The organism is Sulfuriferula sp. AH1, from assembly GCF_002162035.1.
Taxonomy (GTDB): Bacteria; Pseudomonadota; Gammaproteobacteria; order Burkholderiales; family Sulfuriferulaceae; genus Sulfuriferula.
In genome coordinates this window covers 1,267,007-1,282,475 of sequence record NZ_CP021138.1, presented here as the reverse complement: position 1 = coordinate 1,282,475, position 15,469 = coordinate 1,267,007, and the positions used below count along the sequence as shown (strand labels likewise).

Genomic DNA, 15,469 nt, shown 5'->3' with positions numbered 1-15,469 from the left:
TATCCGCAAAATGCGGAGTTAATTTAAAAAAGCTCAGTTAGATTCAACTTGAGCACCACTCGCTAACTTAAAGTTTTTCAACACAAAATCGACTGCATCATTAATGCCTATTTGCGTCGTATCCAATAAAACAGCATCCTTTTCTTGCTTTAATGGCGCCACCGCACGCGCACTATCTCGCGCATCACGCTCACGCAAATCATCCAGCAAGTTTATAAGGTTAGCACTAATTCCTTTTTCCATCAACTGCTTATAGCGTCTTTGCGCACGCTCTTCTGCGGTAGCCGTTAAAAACACCTTGAGTACTGCGTCCGGAAACACCACCGAGCCCATATCCCGCCCATCTGCCACCAAGCCCGGCGCTTGCCTGAAAGCATGCTGGCGTGCCAGCAATGCCGTACGCACGACAGGCAATGCAGCGACTCTGGATGCGCCAATACCGCAATTTTCAGTGCGCACTTCGTCACTGACGCACACATTCTGCAAGTAAATCTCGCCTTCCACGAAGCGCACATCCAGATGCAATGCAAGCTCGGCCAATGCCGCTTCGTCATCCCATGCCACACCGCTGCGCTGCGCCGCCAGTGCGGTAAGCCGATACAGCGCACCGCTATCCAGATAATGAAAACCAAGCGCTTTGGCCACCAACGCGGCTACCGTCCCCTTGCCCGAAGCGGAAGGGCCATCGATCGCAATAACGGGAATATCGCTATGCATCTGTATTCCTAGGTGGGCTGCGTAATTGCAGCGAACGCAGCAAAATAATCGGGAAAGGTCTTATTCACGCATTGAGGATCATTGATACGCACCATCACGCCACCCAATGCCACCAATGAAAAGCACATCGCCATGCGATGATCGTCATAAGTATCAATCGTCGCCGCATGTAACTGCGCAGGAGGCGTAATACGCAAGTAGTCGGCACCTTCCTCAATCACTGCCCCGACTTTACGCAGCTCGGTTGCCATGGCATGAATACGATCGGTTTCCTTCACACGCCAGCTTGCAATATTGCGCAGGGTAGTCCGACCTTCGGCGAACAATGCCACAACAGCAATCGTCATCGCGGCATCGGGAATATGATTAAAATCCGCATCGATACCGCGCAAGCCCGAACCGGCAGAAGCGATTATGGCATTGTCTTCGTAAACGATATTTGCACCCATTTGCTCCAGGGCTTCGGCAAAACGCACATCACCCTGTATGCTGGTGCGGCCGACACCTTCCACACGTACCGGGCCACCGCCTATGGCGCCAGCAGCCAGAAAATAGGACGCCGACGATGCATCACCTTCAACTTCGACACTCCCCGGACTTTGATAAACCTGTCCCCCTGCAATTTCAAATCTTTCCCAGCCATCCCTGCTCACGGTTACACCGAAACGGCGCATCAGGTTCAATGTGATCTCGACATAAGGCTTGGAGATCAATTCCCCTTCGACGCGTATCGACACAGCACGGCCGGTCAATGGCGCCGCCAACAGCAACCCTGTCAGAAACTGACTGGAGACATTGCCGCGCACCGTTACTTCGGCATGCTCATTCAACACCGACGGTAAAATTTTCAAAGGCGGGAAACCCTCCTCTCCCAGATAGGCGATCTGTGCGCCCAGCTGGCGTAACGCATCCACCAGATCGCCGATCGGCCGTTCATGCATGCGTGCCACGCCCGACAATTTGTAGTCGCCATGTAACAAGGCCAGCGCGGCAGTCAGAGAACGAAAAGCCGTGCCGGCATTACCCAGAAACAAATCAGCCGAATGTTGCGGGAATTGCCCCGCCACCCCAATTATCCGATAGTCCCGGCTGTCGCCGAGCCGGGTAACAGGCACGCCAAGTTCGGTTAACGCGGCCAGCATCACCCGGGTGTCGTCCGAATCCAGCAGATGATTCACGCGCGTCGTGCCGACAGCCAATGCCGATAACAGCAAAATACGATTGGAGATGCTTTTCGACCCTGGCAATTGCACGGTGCCGTGCGCCTGGGTCAGCGGAGGAAGATCGAGAAATTCCATGACTATCCGGTGATTCAATTAATTATTCCCACTCGATGGTGGCTGGCGGCTTGCCTGAAATATCGTAGACAACGCGATTGATGCCACGCACCTCATTGATAATACGATTGGAAACCTTGCCCAGCAGGCTGTAAGGCAATTCGGCCCAATGTGCAGTCATGAAATCCTGCGTCTGGATGGCACGCAAAGCCACGACATATTCATAGGTGCGGCCATCTCCCATCACGCCTACCGATTTAACCGGCAAAAATACCGCAAACGCCTGCGAGGTTTTCGCATACCAGCCGCTCGCACGCAACTCTTCTATGAAAATCGCATCGGCGCGGCGCAACAGATCGGCATATTCAGCCTTCACTTCCCCGAGTATTCGCACTCCCAGACCCGGTCCGGGAAAGGGGTGACGATATACCATATCCTGCGGCAATCCCAATGCTACGCCCAGCTCGCGCACTTCATCCTTGAACAGTTCGCGCAATGGTTCCAGCAATTTCAGATGCAAAGTATCCGGGAGACCGCCGACATTATGATGCGACTTGATCGCGTGCGCCTTTTTAGTCTTGGCACCCGCCGACTCGATCACATCCGGATAGATTGTGCCTTGCGCCAGCCATTTGGCATTTGGCAATTTAGCCGATTCGCGCTGGAAAACCTCAACGAATTCGCGTCCGATGATCTTGCGCTTCTGTTCCGGATCGGTCACGCCGGCCAAGTGCTTCATGAACTCTGCGCTGGCATCCACGTGGATGACCTTGACCCCCAGATTCCGGGCAAAGGTCAACATAACCTGCTCGGCCTCATTCAGGCGCAACAAACCATTATCGACGAATACACAAGTCAGCTGGGTACCTATGGCCTTGTGCAACAACGCCGCAACGACGGAGGAATCCACACCGCCAGAAAGGCCAAGAATTACTTCGTCGTTACCGACTTCGGCACGCACTCGAGCGACAGCCTCATCGACGTAATTGGGCATGGTCCAATCCGCGCCTGCACCACAAATCTCGTGCACAAAACGCGCGATGATCGCCTTGCCCTGCAAGCTGTGGGTCACTTCCGGATGGAACTGCAATCCATAGAACCGCCGCGCCTCATCGGCCATGCCGGCAATCGGCGTTGAGGCATTGCTGGCGATAATTTTGAAACCATCCGGCAATACCGTCACTTTGTCGCCATGACTCATCCATACATCCAGCATGCCATGGCCTTGTTCATTAACCTGATCCTGAATTTCGCGCAACAACGCAGAATGACCATGCGCGCGCAATTGCGCATAACCGAATTCGCGATGCAGCGCGTTTTCCACCGCGCCGCCAAGCTGTGCTGCCATGGTTTGCATGCCGTAGCAAATCCCTAAAACCGGCACGCCCAGCTCGAATACAATCTGCGGCGCACGCGGCGTCTCGTCTTCGGTCACCGATGCAGGGCCGCCGGACAAAATGATTCCGGCCGGATTAAAGTTACGTATAAACTCAGCATTCACATCAAACGAATGCAACTCGCAATACACGTTGGTTTCGCGCACGCGGCGGGCGATCAACTGGGTGTACTGGGAACCAAAATCAAGAATCAGTATTTTCTGATGTGCCATATTTGAACTCTAGACTATATAAAAAAACAGCAGGCGAACCTGCTGTGTCATCGTTTTAAAAATCGGAATCCGTCAATCCAAACGATAATTAGGCGCTTCCTTGGTGATCTGCACGTCATGCACATGCGACTCGCGCACCCCGGCAGAGGTTATCTCCACGAATTCGGCGCGCGCTTGCATATCGGCAATCGTTGCGCAACCCAGATATCCCATGCTTGAACGCAAACCACCCATCAACTGATGGATAACTGCCAGCATACTGCCTTTATATGGCACACGCCCTTCGATTCCTTCCGGAACGAATTTATCGGCATTAGCCTCATTATCCTGGAAGTAACGGTCACTTGAACCTTTTTGCATCGCGCCAAGGGAGCCCATGCCGCGATAGGATTTATAGGATCGACCCTGGAATAATTCGATTTCGCCGGGCGCTTCTTCCGTACCGGCAAACAAGCCACCCAGCATCACGGTACTGGCGCCCGCAGCTATCGCTTTTGCAATATCGCCTGAGTAACGCACGCCACCATCCGCAATCAACGGCACACCCAAACTGCGCAGCGCATCAGCCACATTCTGAATTGCGGTAATCTGCGGTACGCCCACGCCAGCAACGATCCGGGTAGTACAGATCGAACCTGGGCCGATACCGACTTTCACTGCATCGGCACCATGCTCAACCAGCGCCAGCGCGGCAGTGGCCGTAGCAATATTGCCGCCGATAACCTGGATATGCGGGAAATTGGTCTTAACCCATTTGACCCTGTCGAGCACCCCCTTGGAATGGCCATGAGCGGTATCCACCACGATTACGTCCACTCCGGCCTGCGCCAATGCAGCAACACGTTCTTCAGTTCCCGCACCCACCCCTACCGCCGCGCCTACGCGCAAACGCCCCTGACTGTCTTTGCAGGCATTTGGATGTTCGGAAGATTTCTGTATGTCTTTAACGGTAACCAGACCGCGCAACTCGAAATTGTCATTGACTACCAGCAAGCGCTCGATACGATGCTTGTGCAGCAATGCCAGCACTTCGAGCCGGCTTGCACCCTCTTTTACCGTCACCAGACGCTCGCGCGGCGTCATGACCTGACTGATCGGCTGATCCAGATTGGTTTCAAAACGCAGATCGCGGTTGGTGACGATACCGACCACCTTGCCCGCTGCATCGACAACCGGCAACCCGGAAATACGATATTGGCGGGTTGTCGCCTGAACATCGCGCACGCTCATTTCTGGCGTGACCGTGACCGGATCCTTGACGACACCGGATTCGAAGCGCTTGACTCGCGCCACTTCGGCAGCTTGTGCCGCTATCGTCATATTTTTATGAACAATACCAATACCGCCCTCTTGCGCCAACGCAATAGCCAAAGGCGCTTCCGTCACGGTATCCATTGCCGCTGAGAGCAATGGAATATTCAAAGTGATGTCACGCGTCAAACGGGTTTGTAAACTCACATCGCGAGGCAGTACATCAGAGTGAGCGGGGACGAGCAGAACGTCATCAAAGGTGAGGGCTTTTTGAATCACGCGCATGGTTATTGTTCCAGAGCAAAGCAACATTATACGGCAAAGTTCAGTTGGCCGCTAATCGGAAACCGCATACGCATTTTCCATGGTAAAAAGCTACTAATTTACATAAAAGCATTTGACGCAAGCCACTCAAATCGTTATGTTTACGCAACCTAGTCAGGACAGGTTCGTACTAGCGACTTATTTTTAATACTAACCAAATCGCTTTTGAGGAGATTTGCAGATGAATAAATTTATTATTGCGTTAATCGGCGCTTCAGTTTTGGCAATCAGTGGCTGCGCAGGCACTACACAAACAGCCAGCGCACCAGCTACCGGCACTTTGAGTTCCGAAGCGCAAACCGCATTAACGCAAGCACAAGCGGATGTCGCCTCTGCGAAAAAACACAAAGCCCTGTGGACCAACGCCGAAAGCGCACTGAAAGCTGCTGAAGCAGCCGCCAAAACCGGCGACAGCGCTACCGTCATCAAGGATTCAAAAACAGCCAGCGATGCTGCCAAACTGGGCATAGAACAAGCCAGCCTGCCAAGCACCGATCAATTCAAATAAGCATGGACCAAAAACGGGCAGCTCCTGGTTAATAAGAAGCTGCCCGCCAAATGATCATTCATCTGCCTTTTCAATATCCCCGCCGCCTTTTTTCATCACCTTACCCTCTTCCGCACGACGTCTGCGCACTTCTTTAGGGTCGGCAATCAGCTTGCGATATATTTCGACACGATCCTTGTCCCGCAACGCCGTATCCGGCTTGACCAGCTTGCCAAACACGCCGATCTTGTTTTGCTTCAAATCAATCTCGGGAAATTTGGCCAAAATTCCCGAGGCCTCAATTGCCGCCAGAGCGGTTATACCCTCCTGAGCATGCAGCGATAAAATCAACTGTTCATCGGGTCTGGCAAAGGCCACTTCTACTGTAATCTGACTTGTCATGATGCACCATACACCTGCTCTGCGCGTTGGATAAACGCCTCAACAAAACTGTTCGCGATATAATTGAACACCGGCCCCAATACGGTATCGAGCAACTTGTTCGCAAATTCGTAATGCAGCACAAACTCTATCTTGCAGGCTTCGCTACCAAGCGCCTTGAAGCGCCATTCTCCATCCAGATGCTTGAACGGGCCATCGAGCAGGCGCATTTTAATAAGATTTGGCGGCTGATTCGAGTTCTCTGTACTGAAATGCTGCTTGATGTGCATATAATCGATATCGATTCTCGCCACCAATTGGTCATCCCGCCGGCTTTTGACTTCTGTACCGCCGCACCAGGGCAAAAAATCGGGATAATCTTCTACTCTATCGACCAAATCAAACATCTGCTGAGCAGAATGCCCAACCAAAACACTTTTGTTTACCTGCGCCATAACCCTTAGTGCCTAATATAAAAGCTGTTAAAATACTTGCTCAGAACGGGAACAAACTTATGAGCATCGCACAAAACAAAAAAGCATACCACGATTACTTCATTGAGGATAAATATGAAGCCGGACTTATGCTGACCGGCTGGGAAGTGAAGGCCATCCGCGCCTCCCGCGCCCAGCTCAAGGAAGCCTATGTTGTCATAAAAAATGGCGAAGTGTTCCTGATCGGAGCTCATATCAGCCCGCTTGCCACGGCATCCACGCACGTACATCCTGACGCCACGCGCACCCGCAAGCTGTTGCTGCATGCAGAAGAAATCAGCAAGCTGATCGGTAAGGTGGAACGTTCAGGCTATACGCTGGTGCCTCTTGACCTCCATTACAGCCGGGGTCGCATCAAGCTGGAAATCGGGCTGGCCAAGGGCAAGAAACAGCATGATAAACGCCAGACCGAGAAAACCCGCGAATCGAATCTGGAAATCCAGCGGGCCATGCGCAGTCACAACAAGCTGGCGTAGCCACAAACCTCGGCGCAGTCACAACAAGCTGGCGTAGCCACTATCAGCCTGTCTCAACAACTTACTTACGCAAACGCAGATACACTTCCGGCAGTTTTTTCGGCAAATCGTTGATGTGATCCAGAATCAGGTAATGTCCAGGCCCGAATATCTGTGGCAGATACTGGCTCCCCGTCGCATCCAACGTGATACAGAAAGGATGCACACCCGCATCCACCGCCTCTTTCACTGCCATGCGCGTATCCTCGTGCAGATAACGCTCATCACCGCCGTCATCGTAATCAGCCGGACGCCCGTCAGACAGAATCAATAACAAACGCCGCTGTGACGGTGCCTTGTCGAAGCCGGCGACAGCATGCCGTATCGCTGCACCCATGCGCGTAGCCAATCGCCCCGTAAGGCCGCCGAGCACCGCGCGCGTATGCGGTGTCAAACGCTCGTCAAAGCCCTTGATCGCATAATAACTCACATTATCCCGATATTTCGACGCAAACCCGGCCAGGCTGTAAGGATCCCCGACCTCTTCCATGCTCTCGGCGAACAGCAACATTCCCGCCCGCAGGCTATCGACCACCCGCCCGCCACCATCAGGATTGGTTTGCATGATCGACGTGGAAATATCCGCCAGCAAAGTCACAGCGGTATCACGATGCTGCACCACCCGCTGCCGATAAATATTGGCCTTGGGCGACATGCCGGCCCGCTTCTCGGCGATATAAGACATCGTCGCTTCGAGATCCAGCTCGTCACCATCGAACTGACGCCGCAAGGGGGCCATGCGCGCCGGTTTCTGCGTCTGAATGGCACGCTTCAGGCGTTTTAACGCTGGCGCATATTGCGTCAGCAGCTTGGTCGCTTCGCCGGCATCAAGCTCGGTCAGCTCCTTTTCCTGGACCCATGCCCAATTGCGCTTATAGCGATTATCGCGATAGTCCCATTCGGCATAAGGCTTGCCTTTCTCGCTGTATTCAGCACCCTTGGCATAACCCATGACATGAGCCGGTTGCGGAATACCGACCCCGACCCGGCCGCCTGATCCGGCTGTTTCTTCCGGGGAATATCGAAATCAGGATCTTCTCCAGCCGCATGCTTGGGGATTTGCTTTTGCTCGGGATTGGGCTTGATGTCATCATGTTTGACAACATCGTCCTTGTCTTCCATCCCGGTACCGAATTCAGCCTGCTCCAGAGCGCGGCGCGGATACACCGGTCGCGCAGCATTAGGCGAACGTCCGGGGATAAACGCAAACTCGCGTTCTACAAGAGAAATCGCAGGCAACGTACTGTTTTTATAAATCTCATTGGCGATCTTAAAGGCATCGATCACCGTGGCTTGGGCTGACAGCAAGGGGCGCAGCGCATCAAAATCCACATGCACCGGCGCTCCTTCCACCATCCAGCGCAGCGCCTGCCGCGCCCACTTGAAATAGCTTGCCGCCACACCTTCAGGCAACGGTGCGGCATCTGCTGCAGCCTGCAAGCGCGCCAGATAATTCGGCACCGTGGCGCCGATACGCGCATCCACGCGCGTATCCTCGCACAAGTCGAAAATCAGCTGAAAACGTATCATGTCTTCGCCATAAGCCGCGAACAGAGGACGCCAGGTAATGCGCTGCTGCTCATCCAGCGGCGGATGCTCGCGCCCCGCTTCGCGGAATAGCGCCTCAATATAGCGCCGCTCATACGAATAAAATGCCAGGTGTCCGGCGGTATGCATGATTGCCAGTATCGCTTCCTCACGGCTCGGCAGCGCAATGGGCAGATACAGCGCCGCACCGTCAGTTTCAACAAACGCACGCCCCTTGTCCGGCGACCAGTTACCTTCCAGCAAATCGAATGTCTCACTGAACCAGGCGTATAGCACCAGTTGCAGCAGGCGCTGATGTTCCGGTGTGCGGAAACCCGGGAGATTTTCCAGCAGCAGCGACATGCTCTCTTCGGATTCCAGCTTGAAAAACGCTTCCCCGCGCAAGCGACCTGCCTGCAGAATATCCGCCCCGCGCTTCGCCCATGGCAATACTGCATCGATGCCCAGCAGATTGCGTACGCGAATCGCACCGCACAGATAGGTGCCCAATGCCAAGCGACGCTTGGTGAACAGCTCCAGGCTGGGCAAAACCACTTCTTCGATGCCGGCAATGCCATGCCCGCCTTCAAGCTCGAGTACCGGACAGCGGAAATAAGCCACTCCGGAATCCAGATGGCGTTCGCACCAGTCCAGCCCTAAAGCGGCCCAACGCTCCTCGCCTTCTGCACCCAGGCTGTTATAAGCATCGGGCAATTGATTCATGAAACCGTCAACGGCTTTCCAGGAGCCACGCCATGCCAGAAATTTTAGCGCCTGATGCGTCCACGGCAATACCGACTGGCTGGCAAGACACGCAACCTCACTGCCACGAATAAACGCCTTGCCGGCATCGCGGTCATGAGCAAACAGGGCCTTGCAGGCCAGCACCCATTCCAGCACCACATCATCGCCATAAGGTTGAATCACGCTTAATGCAGCCTGGGTATCGCGATGCGCGACAAAACTGATTTGTTCCAGATCAACCAAGGCTTGCTGGATGGCGGCGAGAGTTTCTAAATCGGTCATGAATAAGTAAGCGACACAGGATTAAACAGACTAGGCAAAATGCGCTCGAATAATCTCCAGCAGCGCCTCGGATAACTCAGGGTCATCGGTCACCGGATTTACCAGCGCCGCTTTGCATGCTTCAAACGGACTTACGCCCGCTGCGATCATATTGCCGGCATACACCAGCGCGCGGGTCGAGGTCGCCTCTTCCAGGCCATGATCCTTCAGGGTACGCGCCCGCCGACCGGCGGCCACCAGTTTTTCAACCTGTCCATCATCCAGCTCCGGCACCTCGTTCTTGACGATCTTGCGCTCGATTTCTTCGCGCGGATAATCGAAATTGATACCGATGAAACGCTGTTTGGTGGAAGGCTTCAAATCCTTCAACACGGTTTGATAACCCGGGTTATAGGAAATCACCAGCATGAAATCCTCATGCGCCTCGATTTCCTGTCCCTTTTTCTCCAGCGGCAATTGGCGGCGGTGATCCGTCAACGGGTGAATAATCACCGTACTGTCAGTACGCGCTTCCACGATTTCATCCAGATAGCAGATGGCTCCAGCTTTCACAGCACGTGTAAGCGGGCCGTCCTGCCACACTGTCTGCTCGCCTTCCAGCAGGAAACGTCCGACCAGATCCGAACTGGTCAAGTCCTCGTGGCATGACACCGTGACCAGAGGACGCTTCAGGCGCCAGGCCATGTATTCGAGAAAGCGGGTTTTACCGCAACCGGTCGGGCCCTTGAGCATCACCGGCAAGCGTTTTTTATAAGCCGCCTCAAAAATCTCGATTTCGTTATTTTGGGCCTCGTAATAAGGCGCAGCGGCAGCATCCTCTACAGGGAGCTGAATAATGTCACGCTCTACGCCGCGCAAACGATTCAAAAATCCTTTCATGCCATCTCCAAACGTTCTTCACGCATACAGCGTGTTTTCATGAATAAATACAAATGACGCAAGGTACGTACTGCCATTTTTTCCGGATTTTCAGGTAATGCATCCATGCGATCCATCGTAATGCAATTATGGTAATACACCAATTCACGGCAATTATCGCGGATCGTATTCCAGGACGGATCACTCTTGACCAGCACCTTGAACACATCCAGCAAATCGCCGCTAATATCGGGGACTTCCTTTACCCCGACATCGACGATATAAGCAATAATCAGCTGTTTGGTAAGCGTCATCGCGTGTTCCACGGTCGCCTGCAACGGCAACGATTTCCGCTCGTTCAAAATGCGTTCGAGATCGATGATTTGCTCATCGACTTGTGCAAAAGCCTGTATTAAGGGTTGATGATCCATTTTCTGACTAGACCGAATAGAAGTTTAAGAATAAAATTGCGAAATTGTGATTTACGCAATACCCGATTATTTTACTCAACTTTACTCACAAATGGAATGCTGATATGAAAAAGCTGGTTAAGCTCGTCAAGGTCAACAACCTGGAATATAACGTCAACCGCGATCCAGCCGTATATCGTCGTTGCGCCAATGAAAATTTCCGTATTCAGGCTTTGGTGGATGGCAGCGGTCAGGTTAAATGCAAACTAACCGATACCACTGGTAAAGTGATTAACGAGCAAAGCGTTAATGCACCCGGCACTTATACTCACGAAGTATCCTTCCCAACCCCCGGCGTTCGCGTTGTTACCCTCAACGTTGAAGGCAATGGTGAAAAATTCGCTCTGGACATTCGTCTCGATGTCATGGAACACGCCTGGCACGGTTAAAAACCGGCAAGCAATAAAAAAGCCCGTTTCGACGGGCTTTTTTATTGACCAACATCCTTCATCAACCTCTTAACCAGCTACACCAGCCAGCCCATACCTCCGCTTTTGCCAAAGGCTTGATCACCAATTCGTCGGGATGCACGCTGACAAATAGCGATAGCGGCACGCCGCTTTCCGACATGTGACGCGCCGCCTTTTCGCCGACCACCCACAACCATTGCACCCCACTGGCGGTCACCGATTCATTCAGCCGCGCATAATTGATCTGTCTGAGTCCGGTTTTACGCAAGCCCATCGCGTCCAACATATTCGAGAACAGAACCGCAGCGTCGCCTGTCAGTGCCTTCTCCAACAACACCCAGCCGTGGGCGCCATCAGCGCGCAGTACATCTACCACGGTCAATTCCACATCTGCCGGAGTCAATGATTCCGAGCTCTGCAAAATGGCATCCGGCACAGTCTCCGAAATCGGACGCAATCTCCACAGCGGCATCAGCCCCAATTCTTCCAGCACCGCTTCACGCATGATCGATCAAATCCAATCGCATAATTACTGCATCCTCACGTCCGTCTACCGCAGGATAATAATCCTTGCGCACCGACACGCAATCAAATCCCATAGTGTCATACAAGCGCCGCGCCACACTATTCGATGGCCGCACCTCCAGCCAAAGCGACTCGGCACGATCCTGCCGTGCACGCCCGATAATATAGTGCATCAGCACCCGCCCCCAACCTTGCCCTTGCCGGTCCGGAGCAATGGTGATATTGAGCAAATGCGCCTCGCCGACCGCCAGCATCATCACCGCATAACCGATGATCTCGTTATCCAATTCGTATACACAACAACGATAACCCGAGTGCATGGAGTCGGCGAAGTTGCCCAGCGTCCACGGAAAAGGATAGCTCTGCGCATCCAGCGCCGCGATTTCCGGCAAATCGGCCTCAGTCATTGGCCGTACGATAGGCTGTATCTGCAATACGGTACTCATCGTTCGCAAATCTTCAATGCAACTTTGTTGCGGATATACAATGGCATCGCCAATTCGGCAGGTTTTCCCTGGCCTTGCGCGAATCTCCCTGCCACCAGCTCGGCAATATGGCGGGCGTGCGGATAAATATCCGGCTTTGCCGTTATCAGCGCCCGGCCATAGCGTTCTGCCAGCACGTCGGCATACGCCAGAAATCCGCTACCGCACCCCACCCAGCCAACACCTTCAACTGCCGGCACATCCTGCGGTTTACAGACGATCGGTTCGCTCAGCATCAACCAGTCATCGGCTACGCGTTGATAAGTTGCGTGATAAACCTCGCCCATGCGCGCGTCCAGACAGGCGATCACCCTCGTGCCATCACTGGCGGCCGCCAGTGCCTGCAAGCTGCTCACCCCAGCCACTGGAATATCCACTGCAAAAGCCAGGCCTTGGGCGACAGCGCATGCGATACGCAGGCCGGTAAATGAACCCGGCCCTTCGCCAAAGCCGATACCATCCAGATCCGCAAATTTCAATCCGGCTTCAGCCAATATACTTTGGCATTGCGGCAACAACAATTGCGAATGGGTTTGTCCCGCATGTGCCTGCCGGGTCAATATCTCGCCGTTCGCCCACAGGGCGGCGGAGCAATACTCGGTAGAAGCATCGAAAGCCAGGATTTTCATTAAGATCGATATCTAAAACAGGCCGCCTGAACTGGCGACATAAACGTAACCATGCAACATTTCCTCATTGCAAGGGCACATACACTTCAAACAAAATTCTCTGCCAGGGATTACGGCTCTTGTTCAAACGGGTAATCCTAGCATCAAGCGGAGTGCCATTATCCAGCATTCGCGCCACCGCCGCATTATCGCGACGCGGCACATACCCTAATTTTATCCCACGCCACTCCACCCGCACCGCACGCGGGTCATGTTCATTACCGGGCTCGCGCACCAAGACAAGCGCATCGCCTTCATGCAATTCGTTCCACAACGTCTTGCCTGCATAATACTGGAATCCGGCCAATGGCGAAGACTGCACCAGAATCTGCGCAGTCACTTGCGCTGCGAGGATACTGCCCGCTGCCAGCCACAGCAACACCAGGGTAAAGAACCTCATCATCAATAGCTAATCGAACGCCACTCATCATCCATCACGCGACTGATATATGTCGCTCCACCCGCAACGCCGGTACATTCCGGAATGAGAATATCGGGCTTGATCGCATAGGCATCCAGTGCGCCGCCGCACGCATAGAACTTCACGCCCAGATTGGCCGCATCCTGCATGAATCCATATACCGATTTCACTTTGTTTTCGGATGGATAAATTCGTTCCGCCACGCCTTTTGCCAGCAAACGTGTTGCCGCACTGGCAAAATAAATCTCCACCTCTACGTCCATCGCCGCTGCCGAAGCCGCCTGAAAAAATGGCGTACCACACAAATGCGGCTGATCCGGACTAATCGTCAACAGCATGATTACCAACTTCTCCGCCATCTTACCTTCTCCATACTTACAAAATTGCAGACATGCACGCCCCCCATGCCGCATCACATCATTTCAGCGTGAGTGTCTTAATGGGCTAAGAATATCACAACCTGATTACTACCGAGAAAAAGGCAAGAGATACAACAGAAAAGACAGAGAATGCTGAGCCAGGCTTCGTCGCCGGATGTGTCATTCAGGCACATCCGGCAACCCCGCTCCAGACAATTTAAAGTTTGCTACTTAAAATTTCATGCCGTAGCCGACGCCCAAAACCAGTGGATCCAGCTTCAAAGTGTCAATTTTCGTTCCTGCCAGAGCGACATCCGTTTTAATGTAGATTTTCTTTATGTCCAGATTGATAAAGGAATTCTTTCCGACTGCAATATCAACGCCCGCTTGCAATGCCCCGCCCCAGCTATTGTTATCCAGCTCCACATTTTGTGTGCCCACCTTCAGGTCATTGCTATAGAAACGCGTGTAATTGACACCGGCGCCCACATAAGGACGCACTGTTGCATCAGGCGCGAAATGGTATTGTGCAGTCAATGTCGGTGGCAGCACGCTCACTTTGCCAAGACTGGTCGACTCCAGGGATACTTCATGACGAGAAGTGCCTAAAATCAATTCCACCGCCACGTTCTTGGTTACAAAATAGCTGAAATCGACTTCCGGTACCAGTGCATTATCCACGCTGAGGCCCAGAGATGAACTTTCCTGCGGCTGAACGCTGATCGCACGCGCGCGTACCAGCCAATCCCCCTGATCCGCACTCGCGGCTGTACTTGCCAAAAGGCCCAATAGAATGACTGCATTTTTTCTTATCATGATCGATATCCTTTTTAAATTAATTAAAGAGATTGATATCTTAATATACTATTATCAATAACACAACAAAGATTTTGCATCGAATATTCTGGCGACGACAGCCGTCGAGAATCATCCACAGTCCGAGCCGAACATTTAACGGAAAACGAAATAAACTGCTTCACTTGAGGTAAAGCCATCGCCTGAATAGATGGATCCACGTTAAAATTCCCCACTCAACTGGTAAATGCCGGACACGCCATGTCGCACATAACAAGCTTCGCCCCCGTCGAAAACAGCGCCGCAAACATATTGATCCTGGGCAGCATGCCGGGCGTTGCCTCGTTGCGTTCCGGACAATACTACGCACATCCTCGCAATCTCTTCTGGCGCATCATGGGTACGCTCATACAGCTAGATCCGGAATCCCCCTATGAACAACGTATTGAGGCATTACGACATGCGCGAATAGCGCTGTGGGATGTACTTCATTCATGCAAACGCGAAGGCAGCCTCGATACCAGTATCGACAAAGCCACGCAAACTCCGAACGACTTCGGAACATTTTTCCTGCAGCATACGCATATCACGCATGTATTTTTTAATGGCACTGCCGCTGAACAAGCTTATCGAACACTCGTACTCCCCAACATGGAAATAAACCGCATCGAATATCAGCGCCTGCCGTCAACCAGTCCCGCCAATGCATCCATACCACTGGAACGCAAGCTGGGAGCATGGCAAGCCATATGCAATGCGCGCTGCCCCGGATAACAGCGAAGATGGCAACGGCTTTTTAAGGTGTATTATTACGAGAACTATTCAGGATACGTCGCTGATACGGCTCTTTGACTTCGATTTTTAATAATA

The 15,469-nt window shown here is 52.9% G+C and carries 20 protein-coding genes; 4 read left to right on the top strand and 16 right to left on the bottom strand.

Annotation, left to right across the window (positions count from 1 at the left end; genetic code table 11):
* Window positions 1–33 precede the first annotated feature (33 nt).
* The 4 genes from cmk to guaB all read right to left on the bottom strand — a co-directional run bounded on the left by cmk (window position 34) and on the right by guaB (window position 5,139).
* Window positions 34–717: a (d)CMP kinase gene (cmk, locus tag CAP31_RS06550; protein ID WP_087446801.1), complete on the bottom strand. Its 684-nt coding sequence runs from the start codon at window positions 715–717 to the stop codon at window positions 34–36.
* 8 nt (window positions 718–725) lie between these two features.
* Window positions 726–2,015, bottom strand: a complete 1,290-nt coding sequence (aroA, locus tag CAP31_RS06545) for a 3-phosphoshikimate 1-carboxyvinyltransferase (RefSeq protein WP_087446800.1) — start codon at window positions 2,013–2,015, stop codon at window positions 726–728.
* Between the two features lie 22 nt (window positions 2,016–2,037).
* Window positions 2,038–3,603, bottom strand: coding sequence for a glutamine-hydrolyzing GMP synthase (guaA, locus tag CAP31_RS06540; RefSeq protein WP_087446799.1), 1,566 nt, complete (start codon window positions 3,601–3,603; stop codon window positions 2,038–2,040).
* 72 nt (window positions 3,604–3,675) lie between these two features.
* The gene (gene guaB, locus CAP31_RS06535; protein ID WP_087446798.1) at window positions 3,676–5,139 is read right to left on the bottom strand and encodes an IMP dehydrogenase; all 1,464 of its coding nucleotides are present in this window, start codon (window positions 5,137–5,139) and stop codon (window positions 3,676–3,678) included.
* Between the two features lie 220 nt (window positions 5,140–5,359).
* Between guaB and CAP31_RS06530 the strand changes: the two genes are divergently transcribed.
* Complete coding sequence (locus CAP31_RS06530) at window positions 5,360–5,686, top strand: hypothetical protein (protein WP_087446797.1); 327 nt, start codon at window positions 5,360–5,362, stop codon at window positions 5,684–5,686.
* 54 nt (window positions 5,687–5,740) lie between these two features.
* On the opposite strand, the gene CAP31_RS06525 is transcribed toward CAP31_RS06530, so the two are convergent.
* On the bottom strand, window positions 5,741–6,067 hold the full coding sequence (locus CAP31_RS06525) for an RnfH family protein (RefSeq protein WP_087446796.1): 327 nt from the start codon (window positions 6,065–6,067) through the stop codon (window positions 5,741–5,743).
* Window positions 6,064–6,501, bottom strand: a complete 438-nt coding sequence (locus CAP31_RS06520) for a type II toxin-antitoxin system RatA family toxin (RefSeq protein WP_087446795.1) — start codon at window positions 6,499–6,501, stop codon at window positions 6,064–6,066. The genes CAP31_RS06525 and CAP31_RS06520 overlap by 4 nt, the downstream gene beginning before the upstream one ends.
* Window positions 6,502–6,533: 32 nt before the next feature.
* Here CAP31_RS06520 and smpB point away from each other — a divergent pair, with 32 nt between their 5' ends.
* Window positions 6,534–7,016, top strand: coding sequence for an SsrA-binding protein SmpB (smpB, locus tag CAP31_RS06515; RefSeq protein WP_255377136.1), 483 nt, complete (start codon window positions 6,534–6,536; stop codon window positions 7,014–7,016).
* Window positions 7,017–7,077: 61 nt separating this feature from the next.
* On the opposite strand, the gene CAP31_RS15005 is transcribed toward smpB, so the two are convergent.
* From CAP31_RS15005 to CAP31_RS06500, 4 genes are read right to left on the bottom strand one after another with little or no spacing between them, the layout of a single operon-like run.
* Window positions 7,078–8,007, bottom strand: a complete 930-nt coding sequence (locus CAP31_RS15005; RefSeq protein ID WP_223247401.1) for a nitric oxide reductase activation protein NorD — start codon at window positions 8,005–8,007, stop codon at window positions 7,078–7,080.
* Window positions 7,893–9,608, bottom strand: coding sequence for a hypothetical protein (locus CAP31_RS06510; RefSeq protein WP_223247400.1), 1,716 nt, complete (start codon window positions 9,606–9,608; stop codon window positions 7,893–7,895). Before CAP31_RS06510 ends, CAP31_RS15005 begins: the two co-directional genes overlap by 115 nt.
* Before the next feature lie 30 nt (window positions 9,609–9,638).
* Window positions 9,639–10,487 (bottom strand): CbbQ/NirQ/NorQ/GpvN family protein, encoded by an 849-nt coding sequence (locus tag CAP31_RS06505; RefSeq protein ID WP_087446793.1) that lies wholly within the window; start codon window positions 10,485–10,487, stop codon window positions 9,639–9,641.
* A complete protein-coding gene (locus CAP31_RS06500) occupies window positions 10,484–10,897 on the bottom strand; it encodes a hypothetical protein (protein WP_087446792.1) in 414 nt (137 codons plus the stop codon). The genes CAP31_RS06505 and CAP31_RS06500 overlap by 4 nt, the downstream gene beginning before the upstream one ends.
* 104 nt (window positions 10,898–11,001) lie before the next feature.
* Here CAP31_RS06500 and CAP31_RS06495 point away from each other — a divergent pair, with 104 nt between their 5' ends.
* Window positions 11,002–11,325, top strand: coding sequence for a hypothetical protein (locus CAP31_RS06495; protein ID WP_087446791.1), 324 nt, complete (start codon window positions 11,002–11,004; stop codon window positions 11,323–11,325).
* 61 nt (window positions 11,326–11,386) lie between these two features.
* On the opposite strand, the gene CAP31_RS06490 is transcribed toward CAP31_RS06495, so the two are convergent.
* The 6 genes from CAP31_RS06490 to CAP31_RS06465 form a co-directional block, all read right to left on the bottom strand.
* On the bottom strand, window positions 11,387–11,851 hold the full coding sequence (locus CAP31_RS06490; RefSeq protein ID WP_087446790.1) for a DNA polymerase III subunit psi: 465 nt from the start codon (window positions 11,849–11,851) through the stop codon (window positions 11,387–11,389).
* Complete coding sequence (rimI, locus tag CAP31_RS06485) at window positions 11,844–12,317, bottom strand: ribosomal protein S18-alanine N-acetyltransferase (protein WP_087446789.1); 474 nt, start codon at window positions 12,315–12,317, stop codon at window positions 11,844–11,846. Before rimI ends, CAP31_RS06490 begins: the two co-directional genes overlap by 8 nt.
* Window positions 12,314–12,985 (bottom strand): tRNA (adenosine(37)-N6)-threonylcarbamoyltransferase complex dimerization subunit type 1 TsaB, encoded by a 672-nt coding sequence (gene tsaB, locus CAP31_RS06480; protein ID WP_087446788.1) that lies wholly within the window; start codon window positions 12,983–12,985, stop codon window positions 12,314–12,316. The genes rimI and tsaB overlap by 4 nt, the downstream gene beginning before the upstream one ends.
* Before the next feature lie 64 nt (window positions 12,986–13,049).
* On the bottom strand, window positions 13,050–13,427 hold the full coding sequence (locus CAP31_RS06475) for an HIRAN domain-containing protein (RefSeq protein ID WP_223247399.1): 378 nt from the start codon (window positions 13,425–13,427) through the stop codon (window positions 13,050–13,052).
* On the bottom strand, window positions 13,427–13,804 hold the full coding sequence (locus tag CAP31_RS06470) for a DsrE/DsrF/DrsH-like family protein (protein ID WP_087446787.1): 378 nt from the start codon (window positions 13,802–13,804) through the stop codon (window positions 13,427–13,429). The genes CAP31_RS06475 and CAP31_RS06470 overlap by 1 nt, the downstream gene beginning before the upstream one ends.
* 231 nt (window positions 13,805–14,035) lie before the next feature.
* Window positions 14,036–14,620 (bottom strand): OmpW family protein, encoded by a 585-nt coding sequence (locus tag CAP31_RS06465; RefSeq protein ID WP_189836656.1) that lies wholly within the window; start codon window positions 14,618–14,620, stop codon window positions 14,036–14,038.
* 240 nt (window positions 14,621–14,860) lie between these two features.
* Between CAP31_RS06465 and CAP31_RS06460 the strand changes: the two genes are divergently transcribed.
* Window positions 14,861–15,373 carry a DNA-deoxyinosine glycosylase gene (locus tag CAP31_RS06460; protein ID WP_087446786.1) on the top strand — a complete coding sequence of 171 codons (513 nt, stop codon included), beginning with the start codon at window positions 14,861–14,863 and terminating at the stop codon, window positions 15,371–15,373.
* Window positions 15,374–15,469: the final 96 nt, after the last annotated feature.

What these genes read in the sequence shown, in the direction of transcription:
- cmk (WP_087446801.1), bottom strand. Translation starts at nt 717, where the DNA reads ATGCATAGCGATATTCCCGTTATTGCGATCGATGGCCCTTCCGCTTCG.
- aroA (WP_087446800.1), bottom strand. Translation starts at nt 2,015, where the DNA reads ATGGAATTTCTCGATCTTCCTCCGCTGACCCAGGCGCACGGCACCGTG.
- guaA (WP_087446799.1), bottom strand. Translation starts at nt 3,603, where the DNA reads ATGGCACATCAGAAAATACTGATTCTTGATTTTGGTTCCCAGTACACC.
- guaB (WP_087446798.1), bottom strand. Translation starts at nt 5,139, where the DNA reads ATGCGCGTGATTCAAAAAGCCCTCACCTTTGATGACGTTCTGCTCGTC.
- CAP31_RS06530 (WP_087446797.1), top strand. Translation starts at nt 5,360, where the DNA reads ATGAATAAATTTATTATTGCGTTAATCGGCGCTTCAGTTTTGGCAATC.
- CAP31_RS06525 (WP_087446796.1), bottom strand. Translation starts at nt 6,067, where the DNA reads ATGACAAGTCAGATTACAGTAGAAGTGGCCTTTGCCAGACCCGATGAA.
- CAP31_RS06520 (WP_087446795.1), bottom strand. Translation starts at nt 6,501, where the DNA reads ATGGCGCAGGTAAACAAAAGTGTTTTGGTTGGGCATTCTGCTCAGCAG.
- CAP31_RS15005 (WP_223247401.1), bottom strand. Translation starts at nt 8,007, where the DNA reads ATGGGTTATGCCAAGGGTGCTGAATACAGCGAGAAAGGCAAGCCTTAT.
- CAP31_RS06510 (WP_223247400.1), bottom strand. Translation starts at nt 9,608, where the DNA reads ATGACCGATTTAGAAACTCTCGCCGCCATCCAGCAAGCCTTGGTTGAT.
- CAP31_RS06505 (WP_087446793.1), bottom strand. Translation starts at nt 10,487, where the DNA reads ATGAAAGGATTTTTGAATCGTTTGCGCGGCGTAGAGCGTGACATTATT.
- CAP31_RS06500 (WP_087446792.1), bottom strand. Translation starts at nt 10,897, where the DNA reads ATGGATCATCAACCCTTAATACAGGCTTTTGCACAAGTCGATGAGCAA.
- CAP31_RS06495 (WP_087446791.1), top strand. Translation starts at nt 11,002, where the DNA reads ATGAAAAAGCTGGTTAAGCTCGTCAAGGTCAACAACCTGGAATATAAC.
- CAP31_RS06490 (WP_087446790.1), bottom strand. Translation starts at nt 11,851, where the DNA reads ATGCGTGAAGCGGTGCTGGAAGAATTGGGGCTGATGCCGCTGTGGAGA.
- rimI (WP_087446789.1), bottom strand. Translation starts at nt 12,317, where the DNA reads ATGAGTACCGTATTGCAGATACAGCCTATCGTACGGCCAATGACTGAG.
- tsaB (WP_087446788.1), bottom strand. Translation starts at nt 12,985, where the DNA reads ATGAAAATCCTGGCTTTCGATGCTTCTACCGAGTATTGCTCCGCCGCC.
- CAP31_RS06475 (WP_223247399.1), bottom strand. Translation starts at nt 13,427, where the DNA reads ATGATGAGGTTCTTTACCCTGGTGTTGCTGTGGCTGGCAGCGGGCAGT.
- CAP31_RS06470 (WP_087446787.1), bottom strand. Translation starts at nt 13,804, where the DNA reads ATGGCGGAGAAGTTGGTAATCATGCTGTTGACGATTAGTCCGGATCAG.
- CAP31_RS06465 (WP_189836656.1), bottom strand. Translation starts at nt 14,620, where the DNA reads ATGATAAGAAAAAATGCAGTCATTCTATTGGGCCTTTTGGCAAGTACA.
- CAP31_RS06460 (WP_087446786.1), top strand. Translation starts at nt 14,861, where the DNA reads ATGTCGCACATAACAAGCTTCGCCCCCGTCGAAAACAGCGCCGCAAAC.